Consider the following 19,680-nt stretch of genomic DNA (forward strand, 5'->3'; position numbering starts at 1 on the left):
GATATGCGTCGAGTCACTCTGTTGATGCATTGGTACGACGCTTGCTTAAGATCGACAGACGATGTGTTCACGCTAGGCTGAACTTATCTCCTTCTAGCTCCTCAACAAGAAGATTAGCATGTCGGATATTGCCGGCGCGTTTCGCTCGCCTTTTACCCGTACCTCATCTGCCTTTCCTGGTTCTCTTGTCGTCGCTAGCGTGCGGGCATGACAGTCTCGATCTCGCATCATCCACGTTCGAGACGCTAACCGCAGAAGGGCATAAACATGCGGATAGAGGCTTGCAGAATTGAATGGCGAATCGTCCCTATGCGCAATCCATCCCTGCTTAAGGTAGAATCATGAACCCCGCTCTTGTGTTCGATTGGAATGGCACGCTGCTGGACGATGCGCACGTGCTCCTCCAGACGACAAATGCAATACTTGGTCGCTTCGGTCGCAGACCTATCGATATTGATACATTTCGGAGCCATTGCGACGTTCCACTTTCTATCCTCTATCGCAGTCTGGGGTTGTCGGACTCGGAAATTGCGGACGTGGATCGAGATGCGGCTGCAATGTTTCACGACGCCTACGAACAGTTTGCGAGCAAAGCTGACCTGCGCGAGGGCGCTCGCAGAATTCTGGAAATAGCGCGCCAGAAAGACGCTTCGTCCATCATCGTGAGCAACCATGTCGTCGAGCCTCTTCGATCGCAATTGCGAAGGCTTGGAATCGATGACTACATTAACGAGGTGATCGCCTTTTGAAAGCCGCGCCACGCAGTTCAAGTCAATGAGCAAAGGCGAACGGCTTCGTCGCTATATTCAAGAGAATGACCTCAAACCATCGGCGACCTTCATCATCGGCGATATGCCAGTCGAAACCAATATTGCTCGCGACCTCGGGCTCATAAGCGTATCCATTACCGGCGGATTTGTCTCCGATTCGCGATTGCAGGCAGCAGAACCGGACTACATCATTCGCAGCCATCATGAGCTGTTGCCGATCTTGCAGCGGCACGGCTTTTTCCGGGACGCATAAACATAATTGAAGACCAAGAACGCCACGTCCTGCTCCAGCGCTGACGCATTGCCTCTCAGTTAAGCTGAGAATGCCCCGACCAGCGCGCCAAAGACCGTTTATTGTAGCGGTCACGAATGGAATTTGAACTGTTCTGCCGATTTTCTTGCGGCAGAGTTGCGCGAGTCGCCTTCCAGACGGTTCGCTGCGACGGACGGTCCGACATCAAGACCCTCGAGCCGCGCTTAGCGATCCGAGACGTAGTTCGGGACGTCATTCTCACATTACCCAAACTTACCCAATCTTCCTCTGGAAAGGCCGCTTACGGCTGATAACGGCGGCTAGCCTTCGCGCGGGCCAAAGAGCCCAAACGGAGGGGAACATGCCAAGGACGCTCGCCGCTCTGCGCGGCAATTCAGCTAATTTTATCAAGAGAGCCCTTATCTGCTCCACGCTTTTGGCCGCAACGGCCATCACCCAAGCTAACGCGGACGACATCAACTGGCGCCAGTTCGAAGGCACCTCGATCGTCTGGGCCTACGACATTCATCCCTATGCCGATGCAGTCGCAGCCCAGCTGCCGGAATTCGAGAAACTTACCGGCATCAAGGTGACGCCCGAGCTTTATCCCGACGACGCCTACTGGAATAAGCTGACCATCCAGCTCAGCACAAAATCGCCGAGCTGGGACGTCGTGGGCACCGGCATTCAACCGGCCTGGGATCTTGCGCCAGGCGAATTGCTCGAGCCACTCGACCGTTATCTAAACGATCCTAAACTCACCGCGGCCGGCTACGACTACAAAGAGTTCTTCCCTGCCTTGCGGGATGCACTGACCTGGAAGGTTAAGGAAGGGCAGATCGAGCCGGGAAGCGGGCAGGTGTGGGCCATTCCACACGGCTTTGAGAACATCCAGCTGTTCTATCGCAAAGACATCCTGGATAAGCACGGCATCAAGGTCCCGACCACGCCGCCGGAGATGTCGGCTGCCTGCGGGAAACTAAGGGCTGCGGACCCCGCGATCACTCCTTTGGGCGTGCGCGGTGTGCGGTTTTGGAGCAGCATCCACACCGCTGCGATCTCGATTGCGAGGTCCTACGGCGTGCATGATTTCATCATCAAGGATGGAAAGCTCGACACAGGCCTGGACTCACCCGAATCGATCGCGTTCCACAAGGACTATGTGGACATGATCAAGAAATGTGCGGCTCCGTCCTTCGCCAACGACAACTGGTACCAGGTCGTCGATGGCATCAATTCAGGACGCACCGCGATGGCGATCGATTCTAACATGTTTGGCTTTTGGAATGATGTGGCCGGCAAGCCCGCCTCAGGCAAGATCGCATTCGCGCCTCCATTGCGGGCTCCGAATAGCAAGAGCTTCGAATCCAACATCTGGATCTGGTCTCTTGCGATGAACGCTGCTTCCCAGAAGAAGGGGGCAGCCTGGCTGTTCATCCAGTGGGCAACCTCAAAGCAAGTCGAGCTGAACGTAACCGGCGTGACGCCCCCACCTAGCCATCCCTCGGCTTGCGCGCGATACAGCCTGGCATGAGCGGTTCGGTGGAGGTGGAACGATGGCAAATGCCATGCTTGATGCCAGGCAGGAAGGCGATTCCTATCGTCGCGTCGAGGTGATCACCGGGGAGCGCCGGCGGCGACGATGGACGGGCGAGGAGAAGGCGCGGATCGCGGCGGAGAGCTTTGAGGAGGGTGCGAACATCTCCGAGGTGGCGCGGCGCAATGGCGTTTCCCGCGGGCTGCTCACGGTGTGGCGACGCCAGGTTGCGGCGGCGGTGGCCGGCAAGGCGCCGAGCTTCGTGCCGATCCAAATTGGTGCCGAGAGCGACGGCGAGACGGCCGGCGAGTCCGAGCGCAGTTCGCCATCACAGACGAGGCCTTTCGAGATCGCCGCGCCGCCGGCGAAGGCCTGCGGGGTGATCGAGATCGAGCTGAGTGGGGTTCGCATCCGGGTTGAGCCGGGCGTGGAGCTGGCGACACTTTCGACGGTGCTGTCGGCGCTTCGGGGCATCCGGTGATTGCACTACGCTCCGACCTCAAGGTGGTGCTGGCGGCGCAGCCGGTCGACTTTCGCAAGTCGGTGCACACGCTGTCGGCGCTGGTGAGCGAAGCGCTGCGTGCGAACCCGTATTGTGGCGACGTCTTCGTGTTCCGCAGCAAACGCATGGACAGAGTGAAGCTCCTGGCGTGGGACGGCAGCGGCATGGTGCTGGTGACGAAGTGGTTGCACCAGGGGCGTTTCACCTGGCCACCGATCCGCGACGGTGTGGTGCATCTAAGTGCGACGCAGCTCGCGATGCTGCTCGACGGGCTTGAGTGGACGCGTGTCTCACCCAAGCCTGTGAAGCAGCCGGCCGTTGTCGGCTGAGAGGTGAGGATTTCGCTGGAGCGTGTAGCGTGCGCATGTATCGTTCGATCATGGCGATTCGCCCCGACGCTCTGCCGACCGATCCGTCAGCTCTGACCGAGATGGTGCTCGCGCTTGACGCCGAGAACGAGAAGCTGCGTGTGGCGATGCAGACGCTCAAGGAGATGATCTTCGGGAAGCGCTCAGAGCGACTTGCGGTGCTCGTGGACGAGCAACTCGCGCTTGAGCTGGGCGATCTCGAGACCGATGCCACGTTGCCTGTGCAGGCCAACGACGATGTGCCTGCGGCGAAGCCGCCCGGCAAGGTGCGCAAGAAGGCGCGCCGCAACATCGGCGCACTCCCAAAGCACCTGCCGCGCTGCGAGCAGGTGCTGGAGCCGGAGGCGACGGCCTGCCTGTGCTGCCAGGGTCAGCTCCACAAGATCGGTGAGGACGTCAGCGAGGTGCTCGACATCATCCCGGCGATCTTGCGGGTGCTGCGCACGATCCGTCCCAAATACGGCTGCCGCAGCTGCACCGATGGCGTGGTCCAGGTGAAGGCGTTGCCGCGCCTGATCGAGAGCGGCATGGCCTCGACCGCGCTCGTGACTCACGTGGTGGTCTCGAAGTTCGCCTGGTATTTGCCGCTGTATCGGCAGGTGCAGATTCTGGCCGGCCAGGGCGTCAATCTCGACCGGGCGACGCTTGCCGGCTGGGTGAAGCGTGCAGCCTGGTGGCTCAAGAGCCTCTATGAGCTCCAGCTGCGCACAATTCAGGCCTCGCCGCGCGTGTTCTGCGACGAGACCCCGATGCCCGTGCTCGATCCCGGACGACATCGCACCCGCATCTGCCAGTTCTGGGCGCATGCCATGGATGACCGGCCATGGGGTGGCCCTTCGCCGCCGGCGGTCGCCTACGTGTTCGCCGACGGCCGCGGCACCGAGGAGATCGCCGGACAATTGACGGATTTTTCCGGCATTCTGCAGGTGGATGGTTATGCCGCCTACAAGGCGCTCGCCCGCGGCCATGGTGGCGCGATCCAGCTTGCTTTTTGTCTCGCCCATGCCCGACGCAAATTCGTCGAGATCTACAAGATGATGCAGTCGCCATTCGCGCACGAGGTGATCGAACGCCTGCAGGCGGTCTATGCTATCGAGGCGGAGATCCGCGGCAGCAGCGCCGAGCAGCGGCTGGCCGCCCGCCGCACCAGGAGCGCACCGTTGATGGCAGCGCTCAAGGCGCGACTGACCGCCATGGTCGACCAGCTCTTCTCGCAGTCGAAGCTGACGGAGGCGATCAACTACACGCTCAATCACTGGGACGGGTTGACGCTGTTTCTCCGCGACGGCCGCGTCGAGGTCGACAGCAATACGGTCGAGCGTTCCATGCGCCCGATTGCCATGGGGAGACGCAACTCATTGTTCAGCGGTAGCGACGGCGGTGCTGAGAGCTGGGCAATCCTGGCGTCGCTCGTGAACACGGCAAAACTCCATGAGCTCGATCCGCAGGCCTATCTGAACGACGTGCTGGAACGCATCGTTTCAGGGCGAACCAAGAGCCATCAGCTGCACGAGCTGCTTGCCTGGAATTGGAAGGCGGCACGCGAGCGCGTCGCACAAGCTGCCGCATGAGCCCACGTCGCCATAAAACATCGTCGTCGATGGCCGCCGCCGCGATGCCGCTTGCGGAACTCGAGAGATGGCTCCAAGCTCGCGTCGATCAGCATCCTGCCGCCACCAGTCTTCCCATGCTCGACGGCTACGTCGCCGCGATCGTGGCTGGACCAGTGTCGATGAGCCCACTCGACTGGATCTGCCCGCTGCTCGCCATCGATGCCGATGCTTTCAACCACGGCGGCACTCCGGAGTTCGCGGCGATCTCCGCCGTTGCGCTGCGTCATAACGAGATCAGCCAGACCCTTTCGACCACGCCTCGCCAGTTCGCGCCGATGCACCGGCGTGAAGTCAATGGCGATATCGATGCGCGTCCCTGGTGCCAGGGCTTCTATGTCGCGATGCGGCTCAGGCTGTCGGCGTGGGCGCCGTTGCTGGACACCAGCAACGTCAATCACGGCCTGCTGCTACCCGTCCTGCTGCACTGTCGCGACGATCAGGGCCGTCCGCTGCTCGGACCGCCGCGAAGCGGCCGCGAGACCGAGGACTTTCTCCGCAACGCCCACCTCGATATTCCAGCGGCCGTCGAGGCGCTGCGCCAATACTGGATGCCGATCCGCTACGCACGCGCCCGCTGATCACAGCGGACGTGGGAGCTCATACCGGTTACAGCTGAACGGCGCTATAGCCGGCAAGCTCGTTAACTCTCCGCGCGCCTCGACGTGGAGCGACAAGGCTTGGCTCGAATATGCGGCAAAGCCTGAGTTCAACAACTTCGTCGAAACGTTCAAGACCGTGCAAGACAGGGCGCAGCTGGCCTTTACAGCCCGCGTCGGCTTTGCCGAGGCGATGAATGCCTGGGCCGTGGCCATGCAGAAAATGGTCAATGGAGCTGACGTCAAGGCAACGCTATCCAACCTCGCCTCCGAAATCCGTTCGTCCATGTGAGGGTAAAAGGCGGCAGATCTAGCTGCCGGCCTTTGCATGTTAGAGATACAGTGAGATGGACCTTCGAGGATTCGACGCAATCGTGACGCTGCAGTCTTCGGCCAGTCAACTGACCTCGTCAAAAGATGATCTCGTCGAGAACTCCGCGCCGGGGCGTGACTGGTGGGGTGTTGCGGCGATTGCTCCAGCGATGATTATATTGCTCGGATTTCTTTTTCTGTTCTTCTATGGCGTGTTTCAGTCCCTGACTGACCTCAAGCTCGGTCGGCCTCTGGTTCACTTCATTGGCCTCGACAACTACGCGGCTCTCATCAAGACAGATGACTTCTGGAACAGCATCCGGACCACTCTGGTGTACGCCGGGTCGGCGGTCCTTGCGGAAGCCGCGTTTGGTCTTGCACTTGCCAAGCTGTTCGCAACTGAGGTGTTCCTGGCGCGTGTGATGCGGCCCGTCATCCTCTTGCCACTCGTTCTGCCGCCGATGAGCGTTGCCCTCATGTGGACGACAATGATGGACCCGCAAAACGGGATCGCGAACTACCTATTGTCCCTTGCCGGCATCAGCCGATTTGCGTGGATCTCGGATCCGAACACCGCGATGTTCTCCCTGGTCCTCATCGATGTATGGACCTATACACCGTTTTTCGCATTGATCATCTTCGCCGGCCTTCAGGGGATCAATGAAGAGGTGAGGGAAGCCGCCCGTGTCAATGGTGCAAAGGGGTGGGCCACCTTTCTGCATATCGAGTTGCCGCTGATCGCACCCTACATTCTGATCGCCGCTGTGTTTCGGCTGATCGAATCCCTCAACCAGTTCGACATCATCTTCGGGACAACGCAAGGCGGGCCTGGAAACAGCACCTCCGTACTTTCGGTGCGCGCCTATATCACCGCATTCCAAAATCTCGCTTTTGGACGTGGTGCCACGCTTATGGTCGTCAATTGGATGATCGTCCTGGTCGGGACGTTCGCCATCGTCAAGTTGTGGCGCTTCGTCCGCCAGCGCGTTAGCTGAGGAGGCAATTTATGCGATTGAAACGCGCAACCTCCACAAATGTGATCCTTAACCTGCTCGTCGCCACCTGCGCATTAATCCTGACCTTTCCGCTCATCTGGATCGTGATGATGTCGCTGAAAGAGCAGGCGGAGATCATGACCTGGCCACCAACCTTCCTGTTCTCGCCGACACTGGAAAACTTCCGTGTCCTGTTTGATGTCGCTCCGGCCGGAGCGTCCAGCTACGGCACCATCAAGGTCGATTTTCTGACGCCGATCACGAACAGCGTCGTCATAGCGCTCGGCTCTGTTGTGGTTTCCCTCGTCGTCGGGGTGCCTGCCGGTTACGTTCTGGCGAGGCGGGACGTACCTTTCAAGGAAGATATCGCCTTCTTCATTCTGGGCTTCCGTTTCGCCCCCGTCCTTCTAGTGGTCATCCCGCTCTTCAGTGTTTTCCAGGCGATTGGATTATATGACACCTATATCGGCATGATCTGGGTCTACCAGGTCGTCACATTGCCGATGATCGTTTGGCTGAGTCGCTCCTATATCGAAGACATCCCGAAGGACATCGAGGAGGCGGCCGCCATGAATGGCGCCAAGCCGGTGAGGGTCGTGCTTCACATCGTGCTGCCGCTTTTGAAACCGGGCCTGATCGGCGCCTCGTTACTCATCTTTCTGCTGGCTTGGCACAATTTCGCCCTCGGTCTGATCCTCAGCTCGACCAAGGCACCGGTGACCGTCGCTCTTCTCAAGCTGCTCAATCCGGGTGTGCAGTTCTATCCCGTCATGGCCGCAGGGCTGGTTGTGACCATGGTCATTCCCGTCATTCTAATCGTCATCGGACAGCGTCACCTCGAACGGGGCCTTACCTTTGGTGCCGTAAAATGAGTGCCAGGCCATTGATTTTCTTTGGAACGACGAATCTTGATCCATGCTTCCAAGTCGAGCGGCTTCCAACGCCAGGTGAAAGCGTGATGGGAACGCTGATCCGCTACGCTGGAGGTAAGGGCGCCAATCAGGCCGTTGCTGCCGCCCGCCTTGGGCTTCAGCCACACTTCTACACGCGTCTTGGCGATGATGATGCCGGTCGCTTTTTGCTGCAGTCGCTGCGGGAGGCAGGCGTTCGCGCTAATACAATCACGATGTCGCCGGGGGAAGTCTCGGGCTCAGCCCTGGTCATGGTCAGTGATGACGGCTCCAATATGATAGTCATAGACCCAGGCGCCAATCTGAACGTGACGCCAGATATGGTCGAGAGCGCGGCCGAGCTCATAGAGCGCGATGCGATCGTGGTCGCCGAAATGGGCATGCCGATCGAAGCGCTCAATCGGCTGTTCGAGATGAAGCGCGACAAGGGCTTCGAGCTCGTTTTCAACCCGGCGCCGGTGAGGCCGGGGCTTTCATCAGCTGCGTGGAAAAGCGTTGATTGCGTCACGCCGAACCAGAAAGAAGCCTTCGAGCTAACAGGCGTCGAGGTCTGCGACTTGAACAGCGCCGCCAACGCCGCCTTGAAGCTTCTTGATCTCGGGCCTCGTGCTGCGCTGATTACCCTCGGGGCGCAAGGAGCTTATTATGCCGACGCAACAGGCTCCTTTGCTCTGAGTGCGTTTCCCGTGAAGGTCGTTGATACGACAGCCGCAGGAGATGCCTTTAACGGAGCGTTCGCCGCGTCACTGGCACAGCGCTTGCCTTTGAGGGAAGCCGTAAGAAGGGCTCTGGCCGTTGGCGCCCTGTGTGTGACGCGCCGCGGCGCTCAAATCTCCATGCCGACTGCAGAGGCCGTTGATGAGTTCATGAAGTCCCAAACCATTTTGGAGTTGGAATGACCGAACAGTTCTCCGTTTCAGACAGAACGGTGCTCGTGACCGGCGCGGGTGGCGGCATCGGGTCTGCCATTGTGAATGCGTTTCGGGCAGGAGGAGCGAATGTCCTTGCTACCGATGCTAACCTCGAAAATCTCGAAGACACTTTGGCAGCCTTGCCCTATGGTAACGGCGCATTGCCGATGGCAATGGACGTCGCGCGCGAGGACGATGTCACGAGGGTTCTCGATGAGGTTGCCAGACGCTTTGGCCGGCTCGACGTGCTAGTCAATAACGCCGGCATCAAATCCGCCCAGCCGCTCCTCAAAGGCAATGCGCAGACAATTGAGCGCACGATTCAGATCAATTCGGTCGCTGTCTTGCGCTGCTCAACACTCGCCATCGAACGTTTCATGAGGGCCAAGGGCGGCCGCATCGTCAACGTTGGCTCCTCACTGTCTTCGCAGGGGGCAGTATTCAACTACCAGGCCGGCGGCGCCGACTATTGCCTATCGAAAGCGATCGTTCACGACGTCACTAAGCTGCTTGCCTATGAATGCGCGCCCCTCAAGATCAATGTGAACGCTATCGCGCCCGGGATCATCGATACGCCAATGCATGGGCGGCCACGTGAGGAGACGGAAGCCCGGCACAGCGGTCGCATTCCGCTCGGGCGTGTGGGTGTGCCGGAGGATATCGCAGGGCTTGCGGTCTTCCTCGCAAGCCCGGCAGCGTCCTACATGACCGGGCAGATCGTGCACGTAAACGGCGGGATGCTGATGAATGGCTAGTACCGCATCTGACCTCAACTGGCCGCCCATCGAAGGGATCATTTCGGATCTTGATGGCGTCGTCTATCGTGGGAACGCTGCGATCGTCGAGGCCATTGAGGCATTTAAATCGTGGCAGGCGGCCGGATTGCCGTTCTGCTTCGTGACGAACAATTCGACGCACACTCCGCAAGAGGTCGCCCGCAAGCTGGAGAGTTTTGGGCTTGTTATCGGGTCGAAAGACGTTGTCACGAGCGCCGTCACTGCAGCTGAGCTTGTGCGGGTCAAATATCCAGATCTCAGGCGTGTGTTTGTCATCGGCGCGCCGTCCCTTGTGGATGCTGTGGCAGGCGTGGGGCTCGAGGTGACCGATCGGGAGCCAGAAGCTGTCGTCATGGGGTTGGACCGTCAGATTACCCATGAGAAGATGCGGATTGCGGTCGATGCTATCTTGAATGGGGCGGTATTTATCGGCACCAACCCCGATCTTCTCTTGCCCACCGAAGACGGATTCGAACCGGGCGCAGGAGCAACGATCACTGCTATCGCTGTGGCGACACAAGTCAAACCCTTGATCGTTGGTAAACCCGAGCCACACATGATCGAAACCGCACTTTCCCGCCTAGGAACAGCGCGCAGCGCCACGCTGATGATCGGTGATCAGATTCCGACAGATATTCAAGCTGGTAAGCGAGCTGGTCTTCCGGCCGTGCTGGTTACCACGGGGGTGCCGCCGCGCGAGGATCCTTCTCTGGCGCCGCCGGATTTCATCGTGTCCAGCTTGGCAGAAATTGTGGTGTCGCCCGCTGGCTCAAAGCCCCGACAGAGGAGAGCATGATGGCCGATGTTCGCCTGGAAGGCGTAAATAAAGCCTATGGGACTATCCACGTCCTGCGCAATATCGACCTGACGATCGATCACGGCGAATTCGTCGTCTTCGTCGGACCATCCGGATCGGGCAAGTCGACGCTCCTTCGAATGATCGGCGGACTGGAGCGCATCAGTGGAGGACGGCTACTGATTGACGACGTGATCGTCAACGATGTTGACGCCGCTGACCGCAACCTCGGCATGGTGTTTCAGAGCTATGCGCTTTACCCGCACATGACCGTGCGAGAGAACCTCGCCTTTCCTCTGCGGATGGCGAAAGTGGCGAGGGCCGGTATTGATGTCAGGGTCGCTGAAACTGCATCGTTGTTGCAGATTGATCATCTGTTGGATCGTAAGCCTCGACAACTCTCAGGCGGACAGCGGCAGCGCGTGGCGATCGGGCGTGCCATCGTCCGCGAGCCCAAGGTGTTCCTGTTCGACGAGCCGCTGTCGAACCTGGACACGGAATTGCGGGTGCAAATGCGGGTGCAGATTGCTAAGCTGCACAAGCAGCTTGGAAATACCATGATCTACGTGACCCACGACCAGGTCGAGGCCATGACGATGGCTGACAAGATTGTCGTGCTCAAGGACGGCAATATCGAGCAAGTGGGTAGCCCACACGATCTCTATCACAATCCGGCATCGCGCTTCGTCGCCGGATTCATTGGCTCGCCCAAAATGAATTTTCTCAATGGCCATGTCGAGGCAGCGCACGAGACGGGCATGGACGTCAGGCTCGACGCGGGGGCGATGCTCTCCGTACCCGTCCAGCCGGATCAACTGCTTGTCGGCAAGCCGATCACGCTCGGGATTCGCCCGGATGATTTTTCTCCATCCGCGGCGGAGAAGACCGACATCGGAATCGATCTCGATGTCGATTTCATCGAGCATCTTGGCAGCATCACCTACCTCTATGGCAACGCTGGGAGGGAAACGGTCGTTGCCAAAGCGCCGACGCTGGAGCCGCCCAAAAGGTCTGGCAGGATCCATCTTGCGGCTTCGCCTGCGAACTGTCACCTCTTCACGACGAACGGCAAAGCGCTACGACGGTTGCACGCGCCCGCGAATTGGAGCTAGTTTGAGCAACCGCCCTGCAGGAGGCGGGCCGGGATGCACACGCGAGTGGACCAGGTAAAGGGCGGCGGGATCAGGAAGTTCTTCCGGAATTCCCGTTCGTTCGTGCTAGGCGCAGCAATCGGATCGGGCATGACCGCGAGAGCCGCCGAACGCGCAGGAGCGGATTTCGTGCTTGCGCTCAATGCCGGCCGCTTTCGCGCTATGGGTGGATCTTCGCCGGCCTCAATTCTTCCTATCCGCAGCTGCAACGAATTCGTGGCCGGGTTCGGCCGAACAGAGATCCTGCCCAGCACAAAATTGCCAGTATTTTTCGGGGCCTGTACCTTCGATCCGCAGCTTGATATCGACCATTGGCTCGACCGGATCATTAGGTGGGGTTTCTCCGGCGTCACCAACTTTCCATCCGTGATCCACATCGATGAATACAGGAGGTCATTGCTCGAAAAGTGCGGCCTTGGCTACGCCCGGGAAATTGAGCTCCTCGTGAAGGCCGCAAGCCGCGGACTGATGACAATTGGTTATACGCGGACCCCGGCTGAAGTAAAACAGATGGTTGAAGCAGGCACTGAAGCCATCTGCATCAATTTCAATCTCAACCGCGGCGTGGAAAGCGGATCTGATCCGTCGATTAGCCTGACTGAGCTTGCTGCCCGTACGAGCGCTGTTGCGCGGGTCGCTCAATCCATCAACAGAAGCGTGATCTGCTTACTGGGCGGCGGACCGATAACCAAGCCCGACGAATTGCTGGATATTTGCCGCGAAACTGGTGTCCAGGGGTTCATCGGCGGCTCTTCGCTCGATCGCGTGCCATTGGAAATGTCAGTCCTTGAAGTCACCTCGGGCTTTAAGGCCATCCGCTTGCTGCGGGAGAAAGTCGATCTCCTTGAGCGCCAGCTTCAGTTGAGCGGGTTCAAGCACGGAGTGATCGCACAGTCCTCAATTATGAAGCGCGTCCTGGAGACTGCAAAACGCTTGGCTGCCAATCCCAATCCTGTGCTCGTTTGGGGGGAGGCGGGCTCAGGCAAAAGGCGGATAGCGAGCCTCGTTCATGCCTTCAGCGATCGGAAACACACCAAGCCGGCGCTGTTTCACTGCCGGCCGGGCCCGGCAATCGATACGATCGGTGCGCTGTTCGGCGCCGAACGAAGTGAGAATAGGCGGCGCCAACTGTCGCTATTGGAAAGTGCAAGCGACACTGCCGTGTTGCTGCTGCATCTGGATCAGCTGTCCCGGGACGGGCAAGAGCGTCTTGCCGATTACCTCGAGACCGGCGCTTTCACGCCGTTAAACGGGGTATCCGCTGTGCGCTCTACTGCGCGGATCATTGCAACCGCCTCTGTTGCTCGCGCCGCGAGTCTTAAAACTGTGATATGTCCTCGCCTTCTCGCCCTGTTTGCCGGGCTCGATATCGAGTTACCCGCCTTACCGGACCGGCTGGAGGACCTTCCACAGCTCATTCAGCATTTCACGGTCGAAGCGAAGGGAGACTCGAGCGCCCAAACGCTCGGAATTGAAAATTCTGGGTTCTTGTTGCTCGCTGGTCACAATTGGCCCGGCAATCTTAGGGAATTACGCCAGATCGTCAACCAGCTCGTGACGCTGCAGCAGATGCATATTACCGCTGATATCTTGAAGCCGCTCTTGACCGGGCCATCACCCGCCAAGCCGACAGCGACATTCTCCGAGCGCGAGTGGATCATCGAAGGTTTGAAGCGCAACAAGCTTCACCGCGGAAAGACCGCCAACTCTCTCGGTCTTTCAAGAAAAACATTATACAACAAGATCAAGAAACTGCGGATCCTGGAGTAGCTCCTAGTTCACTTGCGCATCGCGCCGGTCCCATCGAGGAGCACGAACGTTGGAACTGACGAACCCTGGTCATCGAGGCCGACCAGCTTCATATCTTTGCCAATGGACAGCTTGAGAGCTTCCTCCGGCAGATGAACGATGCCGTCAAGGTGCGAGCCAAGTCGCCTCTCTGCTGTTGCTACTTCGGAGCGATGACAAGCGGCGTACAGGATCTTGAATCCCAGCTGTGCAAACCATTCCATTCGACGAAGTTCGAGTTCCTGTCCGCTGTCAATTGGCACCCCAGTGGTTGATCGCTCAATGAGGGATGCAGGTGGGAAATTTATCAACCCGTTGATTCCGGTCTCGTTCAACAACTGGGCAACATCCTCCCAGCATGCGAAGGGATCGATCATGACTATCGCGGCATAGACATGATCGGATGTCCTCTTGTCAATTGTGCGCAAATCTTGCAAAAGACTGTCGTTCCAGTCGATGACGGGCAAGGTGGCCATGACGAGCAGGCAGCCTTCTGGAAGGCTTCGCAAAGAGGGCGCGTAGATTTCTACCGTCTGGCTATGAGATGCCGCCGACAGGTGGGTGACGAGTTTGCCGACAAGCCTCGCTTTCATCACTTCTACCAAAATCTACCCATTGAAGTTGCGCTGATCTTATACGCGGTCTCAGAATGGTCTAGCTAGACTGCAGGCTGTTGAAGAACTCAGCCGCCTTCGCAAACGAAGCCTGAGTCGTCGTCATTGTGGATGTAGAAGCGGCCGACGAGCCTGCCTGGAGTGGCCGATGATAGCCCATCCGCGACCGCAGTGCGGATCATTGTCGCCGTGCCCTTCCCATGAGAACTCGGCGCCGATTGACCGTCGCGGGTGCCGTAGCGCACGCCCAGAAGCCCTTGAGAGCCCCAAACGCGATTTCGCCATTGGACTTATAATTTAAGGTGAGAAGCGCCTCCTCGACAAGAGCGAGGAAGTCGCTGTCCCAGACGTCCATCTCGACGATGCGCCAGCGGCCGGCAAGGCCTTGGCGAAGCCGGGCACCTTGGCCGCCATCCAGCCTCCGGCGGCGCCGCGGCACACTCGCGCTCCAGCGCCGCCGGCGTCTCGTTCTCGATCATCCGGATCGCTCGCAGCGGATGATCCCGCTGCATCCGCTGCCTACAGGTCAACATAGCTAAACAGCTCGCCGATTATCGCCGCCGTGCACGCGCCATCCCGAATGTTATCGGAGCCAATGAAACATGATCGCTGGTCGGCGGCGGGCGCCGTTTTCAACAGCCTGCTAAAATTGGAGACGGCGGCCAACTGCGCTCCGCAAGAAGGAGTCTCTCGATGGCCCCTGTTGCAATGCGCGCACACCGTGTCTGATGTGCGACGATGTCGTGAAGATGCGGACAGGCGCGCCTTGGGGCGACCACGTTGTAGTTCAAAGAATTTCTTCTTTTGGCACGACTAATGCTTTGGGTTAGCGCGACGACGCGCTGGACCGATCCTATAGATGACTTCGATCGTGACCTCATTCCTCATGCAGAACCAATTGCAATGGAGCTCGCAAAAAAATATGGCGATGCAGCAGCTGACGAACCATGTTGATAACAATGCCGCGCCCCATCGGCGGCCCGATCGGGCTTTCGTTCTGAAAATTCTACTGCGACTGCTGTCAAGGCTCTCGACGTCCTCATCTCGATCGGTCGTTTGCCTTCTAGCGCTGGTCCTGACGCGCGCCTTCGCAATAGATGGCGCCTCAGCCGAGACTTTCGCGAGGTCCATGCCACCCACCAGCTTTGCGCTTGGAAATGGCCTGCAAGTGGTCGTGATCGCGGACCATCGCACACCGGTGGTGACGCAAATGATATGGTACAAAGTGGGTTCCGCAGATGAGGCGCCGGGCAAATCCGGGCTGGCCCATTTTCTCGAACACCTGATGTTCAAGGGCACGGAGCAGCACGCGACTGGTGACCTCTCGCGGATCGTGCATCGCGTCGGCGGGAACCAAAACGCCTTCACGTCCACTGATTTCACCGCCTATTTTCAGCATGTCTCACGCGAACAACTGTCGACCATGATGGATCTCGAGGCCGATCGCATGACCGGTCTCGTGCTCAAGGACGAGAACGTGCTGCCCGAGCGGGACGTCGTGCTCGAAGAGCGCAACATGCGGGTTGCCAACAGCCCCGAAGCGCGGCTGAACGAGCAGATTGAGGGAACGCTCTACCTCAATCACCCCTATGGACGGCCGATTATCGGTTGGCAGCAAGAAATCGAAAAGTTGGATCGCGAGGATGCGCTCGCATTCTATCGCCGCTTCTATGCACCGAACAACGCGATCCTGGTGATCGCCGGCGATGTCGAGGTCGAAGACGTGCGTCCGCTGGTCGAGCACCATTTCGGCCCGATCCCGGCTCAGCCGGCGATCGCCGCAAAACGCGTCCGTCCGCAGGAGCCGGAGCCGGACGGCCCGCGCACCGTCACACTGTCCGATCCGCGCGTCGAGCAGCCGAGCGTACGGCGCATTTATCTCGTGCCCTCAGCCACGACCGCGCCGCCCGGCGAGAGCGCCGCGCTCGACGTGCTCGCGCAACTGATGGGCAGCGGCAGCAACTCCTATCTCTACCGCGCGCTCGTCGTCGATAAACCGCTCGCGGTCTCCGCCAGCGCCAGCTATTCGAGCATCTCCCTCGACCCGAGCCAATTCGCGATCTCGGCCTCGCCCAGGCAGGGCGTCAGCTTCGCGCAGGTCGAGCAGGTGATCGACGATGTGATCGCCGACATCGTGCAGAACCCGATCCGCGCCGAGGATCTGGAGCGGGTCAAGACCCAGCTCATCGCAAGAGCGATCTACGCCCAGGACAATCAGGCGGTGCTGGCGCAATGGTATGGCAGCGCGCTGACGACGGGTCTGTCCATCGAGGACATCCGCAGCTGGCCCGATCGCATTCGCGCCGTCACCGCCGACCAGGTGCGCGCCGCCGCACAAAAGTGGCTCGAGAAGAAGCGCTCGGTCACCGGTTATCTGACCAAGGACACTACAACCGCCAAGCGCGAGGAGAAGCGTTCGTGACCTATTCCTTCCTCCGCGTGCGCGGCATCGCGCTCTCCGTCGTCGCCGCGGTGACGCTCTCCTTGGCGTCCATCTCGCCGTCGCAGGCCGCGGCCAAGATCCAGCATCTGACATCGCCCGGCGGCATCGAAGCCTGGTTCGTGCAGGACGCGACCGTGCCGCTGATCGCCATGGAATATTCATTTGCGGGCGGCTCGTCGCAGGACCCCAAGGACAAGCCGGGCGTCGCCAACCTCGTCGGTGACCTCCTCGACGAGGGCTCCGGCGATCTCAATTCCAAGACGTTCCATGAACGGCTCGACCGCCGCGCCATCGAGCTCTCCTTCAGCGCCAGCCGCGACACGCTCCGCGGCAGCCTGCGCATGCTCCGCGACAACAAGGACGAGGCTTTCGACCTGTTGCGGATGGCGCTGACCTCGCCGCATTTCGAAACCGCGGATGTCGAGCGCATCCGTTCCCAGGTGATCTCGGGCCTGCGCCGCGACACCACCAATCCGACAGCGCTTGCCAGCCGCAAGTTCCTGGAGATCGCCTTCGGCGATCACGCTTACGGGCGGCAGACCAGCGGGACGCTGGAAAGCGTACCGACCATCACCGTCGCCGACATGAAGGATTACGTCGGCCGCATCCTCGCCAAGGACACTCTGAAGGTCGCGGTCGTCGGCGACGTCGATCCCGCAACCCTCGGCAAGCTGCTCGACAAGACGTTTGGCAGTCTGCCGGCCAAGGCGAACCTCACCCCCGTCCCGGACGTCGCGTCAGCCGCGCCGCCGCAGCGCGCCTTCGTGCCGCTCGACGTGCCGCAGACCGTGATCACCTTCGGCGGCCCCGGCGTGAAGCGCAGCGATCCGAATTTCATGGCCGCCTACGTCGTCAACCACATCCTGGGCGGCGGCGGATTGTCCTCCCGCCTCTATCGCGAGGTGCGCGAGAAGCGCGGGCTGGCCTATTCGGTGTTTGAATCGCTGTTGTGGATGGAGCACTCGGCCGTATTCATCGGCAACACCGGCACGCGCGCCGACCGCGCCGGCGAGACGCTCGACGCCGTCGAGAAAGAGGTGCGCCGCATCGCCGAGGAGGGCCCGACGCAGAAGGAGCTCGACGAGGCGAAGTCCTACCTCAAGGGTTCGCAGATGCTGGCGCTCGACACCTCGTCCAAGCTGGCGCAGGCGCTGTTGCAATATCAGCAGGACAAGCTGCCGATCGACTATATCGAGAAGCGCAACGCCATCGTCGACGCCGTGACGCTGGATGACGCCAAGCAGGCCGCCAAGCGCCTGTGGGGCCAGGGCCTCCTGACCGTCGTCGTCGGCCGGGCACCCCAGGCGGCCGCGCAGCCCGCCGCGGCAGCCGCGCCGAAGTCGAATTGAAGTGCCTTTTGGATGAGACGCGCCCCTAAATCGAATTCGCCACCTCCACGACTGTTCTCGAAGAGACAAAATGAGCCTGTCTTGCACGATGTTTGATGCGCTGCGCTTCGCCGCTAAGTTCTTCCGAAGCGGCGATGCGCGACGTGGCGCCGGCCAGTCTGAAATTCAAGCTGGTTCTTTCAGCGCTTTCCCGCGCTGCGCCTCGCCGTAGCGCCCGAAGAACTGAAGTTGCGCAAGGAGATCATCACTGGCCGGTTCGAGCACTTCCCGGTGCTCTGGTGATGCGCCGGACGCCGCCGCGGATCGCGATCTTGTCTGCAATTTCCCGACGCGCCTAGCGCGCACTGGCAGATCAGCCAACCCACAGGTAACCAAGATGGGCGTGCAAGAAACCAAGGCAGCATGCCAGGACGCCTTCGCCGAACTGGCGTCGCTGGCGTGCATCCACGACCCGTACCCATTCATGCGGTGGTTGCGCGAGCACGATCCGGTGCATCGCGCGGCGTCGGGCCTCTTTCTGTTGAGCCGGCACGCCGACATCTGCTGGGCGCTCGAGGCAACGGGCGATGCGTTTCGGGGACCCGCGCCGGGCGAACTGGCGCGCTATTTCCCACGTGCGGCGACCAGCCTGTCGCTCAATCTGCTGGCGTCCACGATAGCGATGAAGGATCCACCGACGCATACACGTCTGCGGCGGCTGGTCTCGCGCCATTTCACCATGGGCCAGATCGAGAACCTGCGGCCGAGCATCGCGCGCATCGTCGCAGCGCGCCTGGACGGCATGGCGCCCGCGCTGGAGCGCGGGGAGGCGGTGGACCTGCATCGGGAATTCGCCCTGGCCTTGTCCATGCTGGTCTTCGCCGAACTGTTCGGCATGCCCCAGGACGACATGTTCGGGCTCGCCGCCGGCATCCGCACCATTCTGGAAGGCCTGAACCCGCACGCCAGCGATCCCCAGCTCGCCGCGGCGGACGCGGTCAGCGCCAGGGTGCAGGCCTACTTCGCCGGCCTCATACAGCACAGGCGCACCGATCCACGCCACGACATCGTGTCGATGCTGGTCAGCGCGCACGACGGCGATGCCGAGACGCTGTCGGATGCGGAGTTGATCGGCATGCTGTGGGGCATGCTGCTGGGTGGCTTCACCACCACTGCTGCGACAATCGACCATGCGGTCCTGGCCATGCTGGCATATCCCGAACAGCGGCACTGGCTGCAGGGAGACGCCGTGGGCGTGAAGGCATTCGTCGAAGAAGTCCTACGCCGCGACGCGGCCGCCATGTTCAGCGCCACTCCGCGTATCGCCCAGCACGATATCGAACTGGGCGGCGTGGTGATCCCGAAGAACGCGGACGTGCGCCTGCTGATCGCGGCCGGCAATCGCGACCCGGACGCCTTCGCCGATCCCGACCGCTTCGATCCCGCGCGGTTCTACGGCACCAGTCCTGGCATGTCGACGGACGGGAAGATCATGCTGACCTTCGGCCACGGCATCCACTTCTGCCTCGGTGCGCAACTGGCCCGGGTGGAGTTGGCCGAGAGCCTGCCGCGGATCCAGGCGCGCTTCCCCAGGCTGGCATTGGCCAAGCAGCCGACCCGGGAGCCCTCCGGCTTCCTTAGGACGTTCCGCGCGCTGCCGGTGCGGCTGCATGCGCAGGGGGGCTGAGATGCGCGTCGTGGTCGACCAGGATCTGTGCGGAACCTTTGGCCAGTGCGCGCTGACTCTGCCGAGTACCTTTCGCCAGCGCGAACCGGACGGCGTGGCCGAAGTGTGCGTGGCGACGGTCCCGCAGGCGCTGCACGGCGCTGTGCGGCTCGCGGCCAGCCAGTGCCCAGTCGCCGCCATTCGGTTCATCGAAAGCGACGCTGGGGATGACACGCGCGCCAGCGCCGACCCTGCGCCTTCTCCGGCGCATGCCGACCAGCATGCCGCGAAAGATGATCGCAGTCCAGGAGGACACGATGGGACGGTTTGAAGGGAAGGTGGCCGACGAC

The 19,680-nt window shown here is 60.5% G+C and carries 20 protein-coding genes and 2 pseudogenes; 19 read left to right on the plus strand and 3 right to left on the minus strand.

Annotated features, from left to right (window positions below):
- Positions 1-341: 341 nt before the first annotated feature.
- The 15 genes from ACNJYB_RS07960 to ACNJYB_RS08030 all read left to right on the plus strand — a co-directional run bounded on the left by ACNJYB_RS07960 (position 342) and on the right by ACNJYB_RS08030 (position 13,261).
- Entirely contained in the window at positions 342-749 is a 408-nt protein-coding gene (locus tag ACNJYB_RS07960) for an HAD family hydrolase (RefSeq protein ID WP_439373446.1), read from the plus strand.
- Positions 750-774: 25 nt separating this feature from the next.
- A complete protein-coding gene (locus tag ACNJYB_RS07965; RefSeq protein ID WP_439373447.1) occupies positions 775-1,023 on the plus strand; it encodes an HAD family hydrolase in 249 nt (82 codons plus the stop codon).
- Between the two features lie 361 nt (positions 1,024-1,384).
- Positions 1,385-2,557: an ABC transporter substrate-binding protein gene (locus tag ACNJYB_RS07970; protein ID WP_439373448.1), complete on the plus strand. Its 1,173-nt coding sequence runs from the start codon at positions 1,385-1,387 to the stop codon at positions 2,555-2,557.
- A 22-nt stretch (positions 2,558-2,579) separates the two neighbouring features.
- The gene (gene tnpA / locus ACNJYB_RS07975) at positions 2,580-3,041 is read left to right on the plus strand and encodes an IS66-like element accessory protein TnpA (protein WP_439369410.1); all 462 of its coding nucleotides are present in this window, start codon (positions 2,580-2,582) and stop codon (positions 3,039-3,041) included.
- A complete protein-coding gene (gene tnpB, locus ACNJYB_RS07980) occupies positions 3,038-3,391 on the plus strand; it encodes an IS66 family insertion sequence element accessory protein TnpB (RefSeq protein WP_027577378.1) in 354 nt (117 codons plus the stop codon). The genes tnpA and tnpB overlap by 4 nt, the downstream gene beginning before the upstream one ends.
- Positions 3,392-3,441: 50 nt before the next feature.
- A complete protein-coding gene (gene tnpC, locus ACNJYB_RS07985; RefSeq protein ID WP_439375492.1) occupies positions 3,442-5,001 on the plus strand; it encodes an IS66 family transposase in 1,560 nt (519 codons plus the stop codon).
- Positions 4,998-5,621: a UPF0149 family protein gene (locus ACNJYB_RS07990; protein ID WP_439369411.1), complete on the plus strand. Its 624-nt coding sequence runs from the start codon at positions 4,998-5,000 to the stop codon at positions 5,619-5,621. The genes tnpC and ACNJYB_RS07990 overlap by 4 nt, the downstream gene beginning before the upstream one ends.
- 157 nt (positions 5,622-5,778) lie before the next feature.
- Positions 5,779-5,931, plus strand: coding sequence for a hypothetical protein (locus ACNJYB_RS07995; protein ID WP_439373449.1), 153 nt, complete (start codon positions 5,779-5,781; stop codon positions 5,929-5,931).
- Positions 5,932-5,986: 55 nt separating this feature from the next.
- Positions 5,987-6,946 (plus strand): carbohydrate ABC transporter permease, encoded by a 960-nt coding sequence (locus ACNJYB_RS08000; protein ID WP_439373450.1) that lies wholly within the window; start codon positions 5,987-5,989, stop codon positions 6,944-6,946.
- A gap of 11 nt (positions 6,947-6,957) precedes the next feature.
- Positions 6,958-7,818 (plus strand): carbohydrate ABC transporter permease, encoded by an 861-nt coding sequence (locus ACNJYB_RS08005; RefSeq protein ID WP_439373451.1) that lies wholly within the window; start codon positions 6,958-6,960, stop codon positions 7,816-7,818.
- Positions 7,815-8,756: a ribokinase gene (locus ACNJYB_RS08010; RefSeq protein WP_439373452.1), complete on the plus strand. Its 942-nt coding sequence runs from the start codon at positions 7,815-7,817 to the stop codon at positions 8,754-8,756. The genes ACNJYB_RS08005 and ACNJYB_RS08010 overlap by 4 nt, the downstream gene beginning before the upstream one ends.
- A complete protein-coding gene (locus ACNJYB_RS08015; RefSeq protein ID WP_439373453.1) occupies positions 8,753-9,523 on the plus strand; it encodes an SDR family NAD(P)-dependent oxidoreductase in 771 nt (256 codons plus the stop codon). Before ACNJYB_RS08010 ends, ACNJYB_RS08015 begins: the two co-directional genes overlap by 4 nt.
- The gene (locus ACNJYB_RS08020) at positions 9,516-10,340 is read left to right on the plus strand and encodes an HAD-IIA family hydrolase (RefSeq protein ID WP_439373454.1); all 825 of its coding nucleotides are present in this window, start codon (positions 9,516-9,518) and stop codon (positions 10,338-10,340) included. The genes ACNJYB_RS08015 and ACNJYB_RS08020 overlap by 8 nt, the downstream gene beginning before the upstream one ends.
- Positions 10,340-11,452: an ABC transporter ATP-binding protein gene (locus tag ACNJYB_RS08025; RefSeq protein ID WP_439375502.1), complete on the plus strand. Its 1,113-nt coding sequence runs from the start codon at positions 10,340-10,342 to the stop codon at positions 11,450-11,452. Before ACNJYB_RS08020 ends, ACNJYB_RS08025 begins: the two co-directional genes overlap by 1 nt.
- Before the next feature lie 45 nt (positions 11,453-11,497).
- Positions 11,498-13,261, plus strand: a complete 1,764-nt coding sequence (locus ACNJYB_RS08030) for a phosphoenolpyruvate hydrolase family protein (RefSeq protein WP_439373455.1) — start codon at positions 11,498-11,500, stop codon at positions 13,259-13,261.
- 8 nt (positions 13,262-13,269) lie between these two features.
- On the opposite strand, the gene ACNJYB_RS08035 is transcribed toward ACNJYB_RS08030, so the two are convergent.
- From ACNJYB_RS08035 to ACNJYB_RS08045, 3 genes and pseudogenes are all read right to left on the minus strand, one after another.
- A complete protein-coding gene (locus tag ACNJYB_RS08035) occupies positions 13,270-13,872 on the minus strand; it encodes a hypothetical protein (protein ID WP_439373456.1) in 603 nt (200 codons plus the stop codon).
- Positions 13,873-13,961: 89 nt separating this feature from the next.
- A pseudogene (locus ACNJYB_RS08040) lies at positions 13,962-14,307 on the minus strand (hypothetical protein).
- Positions 14,289-14,448 (minus strand): annotated as a pseudogene (locus ACNJYB_RS08045) (IS5/IS1182 family transposase); the annotation flags it as partial. The pseudogenes ACNJYB_RS08045 and ACNJYB_RS08040, both read right to left, overlap by 19 nt.
- Positions 14,449-15,022: 574 nt before the next feature.
- Between ACNJYB_RS08045 and ACNJYB_RS08050 the strand changes: the two are divergent.
- From ACNJYB_RS08050 to ACNJYB_RS08065, 4 genes are all read left to right on the plus strand, one after another.
- Positions 15,023-16,315, plus strand: coding sequence for a M16 family metallopeptidase (locus tag ACNJYB_RS08050; protein ID WP_439373457.1), 1,293 nt, complete (start codon positions 15,023-15,025; stop codon positions 16,313-16,315).
- Complete coding sequence (locus tag ACNJYB_RS08055) at positions 16,312-17,685, plus strand: M16 family metallopeptidase (RefSeq protein WP_439373458.1); 1,374 nt, start codon at positions 16,312-16,314, stop codon at positions 17,683-17,685. The genes ACNJYB_RS08050 and ACNJYB_RS08055 overlap by 4 nt, the downstream gene beginning before the upstream one ends.
- 376 nt (positions 17,686-18,061) lie before the next feature.
- Positions 18,062-19,351 carry a cytochrome P450 gene (locus ACNJYB_RS08060; RefSeq protein WP_439373459.1) on the plus strand — a complete coding sequence of 430 codons (1,290 nt, stop codon included), beginning with the start codon at positions 18,062-18,064 and terminating at the stop codon, positions 19,349-19,351.
- 1 nt (position 19,352) lies between these two features.
- Positions 19,353-19,661 carry a ferredoxin gene (locus ACNJYB_RS08065; RefSeq protein ID WP_439373460.1) on the plus strand — a complete coding sequence of 103 codons (309 nt, stop codon included), beginning with the start codon at positions 19,353-19,355 and terminating at the stop codon, positions 19,659-19,661.
- The last annotated feature ends 19 nt before the right edge of the window (positions 19,662-19,680 follow it).

Source organism: Bradyrhizobium sp. SMVTL-02, from assembly GCF_051853005.1.
Taxonomy (GTDB): Bacteria; Pseudomonadota; Alphaproteobacteria; order Rhizobiales; family Xanthobacteraceae; genus Bradyrhizobium.

What these genes read in the sequence shown, in the direction of transcription:
- ACNJYB_RS07960 (WP_439373446.1), top strand. Translation starts at nt 342, where the DNA reads ATGAACCCCGCTCTTGTGTTCGATTGGAATGGCACGCTGCTGGACGAT.
- ACNJYB_RS07965 (WP_439373447.1), top strand. Translation starts at nt 775, where the DNA reads ATGAGCAAAGGCGAACGGCTTCGTCGCTATATTCAAGAGAATGACCTC.
- ACNJYB_RS07970 (WP_439373448.1), top strand. Translation starts at nt 1,385, where the DNA reads ATGCCAAGGACGCTCGCCGCTCTGCGCGGCAATTCAGCTAATTTTATC.
- tnpA (WP_439369410.1), top strand. Translation starts at nt 2,580, where the DNA reads ATGGCAAATGCCATGCTTGATGCCAGGCAGGAAGGCGATTCCTATCGT.
- tnpC (WP_439375492.1), top strand. Translation starts at nt 3,442, where the DNA reads ATGGCGATTCGCCCCGACGCTCTGCCGACCGATCCGTCAGCTCTGACC.
- ACNJYB_RS07990 (WP_439369411.1), top strand. Translation starts at nt 4,998, where the DNA reads ATGAGCCCACGTCGCCATAAAACATCGTCGTCGATGGCCGCCGCCGCG.
- ACNJYB_RS08000 (WP_439373450.1), top strand. Translation starts at nt 5,987, where the DNA reads ATGGACCTTCGAGGATTCGACGCAATCGTGACGCTGCAGTCTTCGGCC.
- ACNJYB_RS08005 (WP_439373451.1), top strand. Translation starts at nt 6,958, where the DNA reads ATGCGATTGAAACGCGCAACCTCCACAAATGTGATCCTTAACCTGCTC.
- ACNJYB_RS08010 (WP_439373452.1), top strand. Translation starts at nt 7,815, where the DNA reads ATGAGTGCCAGGCCATTGATTTTCTTTGGAACGACGAATCTTGATCCA.
- ACNJYB_RS08015 (WP_439373453.1), top strand. Translation starts at nt 8,753, where the DNA reads ATGACCGAACAGTTCTCCGTTTCAGACAGAACGGTGCTCGTGACCGGC.
- ACNJYB_RS08020 (WP_439373454.1), top strand. Translation starts at nt 9,516, where the DNA reads ATGGCTAGTACCGCATCTGACCTCAACTGGCCGCCCATCGAAGGGATC.
- ACNJYB_RS08025 (WP_439375502.1), top strand. Translation starts at nt 10,340, where the DNA reads ATGGCCGATGTTCGCCTGGAAGGCGTAAATAAAGCCTATGGGACTATC.
- ACNJYB_RS08035 (WP_439373456.1), bottom strand. Translation starts at nt 13,872, where the DNA reads ATGAAAGCGAGGCTTGTCGGCAAACTCGTCACCCACCTGTCGGCGGCA.
- ACNJYB_RS08050 (WP_439373457.1), top strand. Translation starts at nt 15,023, where the DNA reads ATGCCACCCACCAGCTTTGCGCTTGGAAATGGCCTGCAAGTGGTCGTG.
- ACNJYB_RS08060 (WP_439373459.1), top strand. Translation starts at nt 18,062, where the DNA reads ATGGGCGTGCAAGAAACCAAGGCAGCATGCCAGGACGCCTTCGCCGAA.
- ACNJYB_RS08065 (WP_439373460.1), top strand. Translation starts at nt 19,353, where the DNA reads ATGCGCGTCGTGGTCGACCAGGATCTGTGCGGAACCTTTGGCCAGTGC.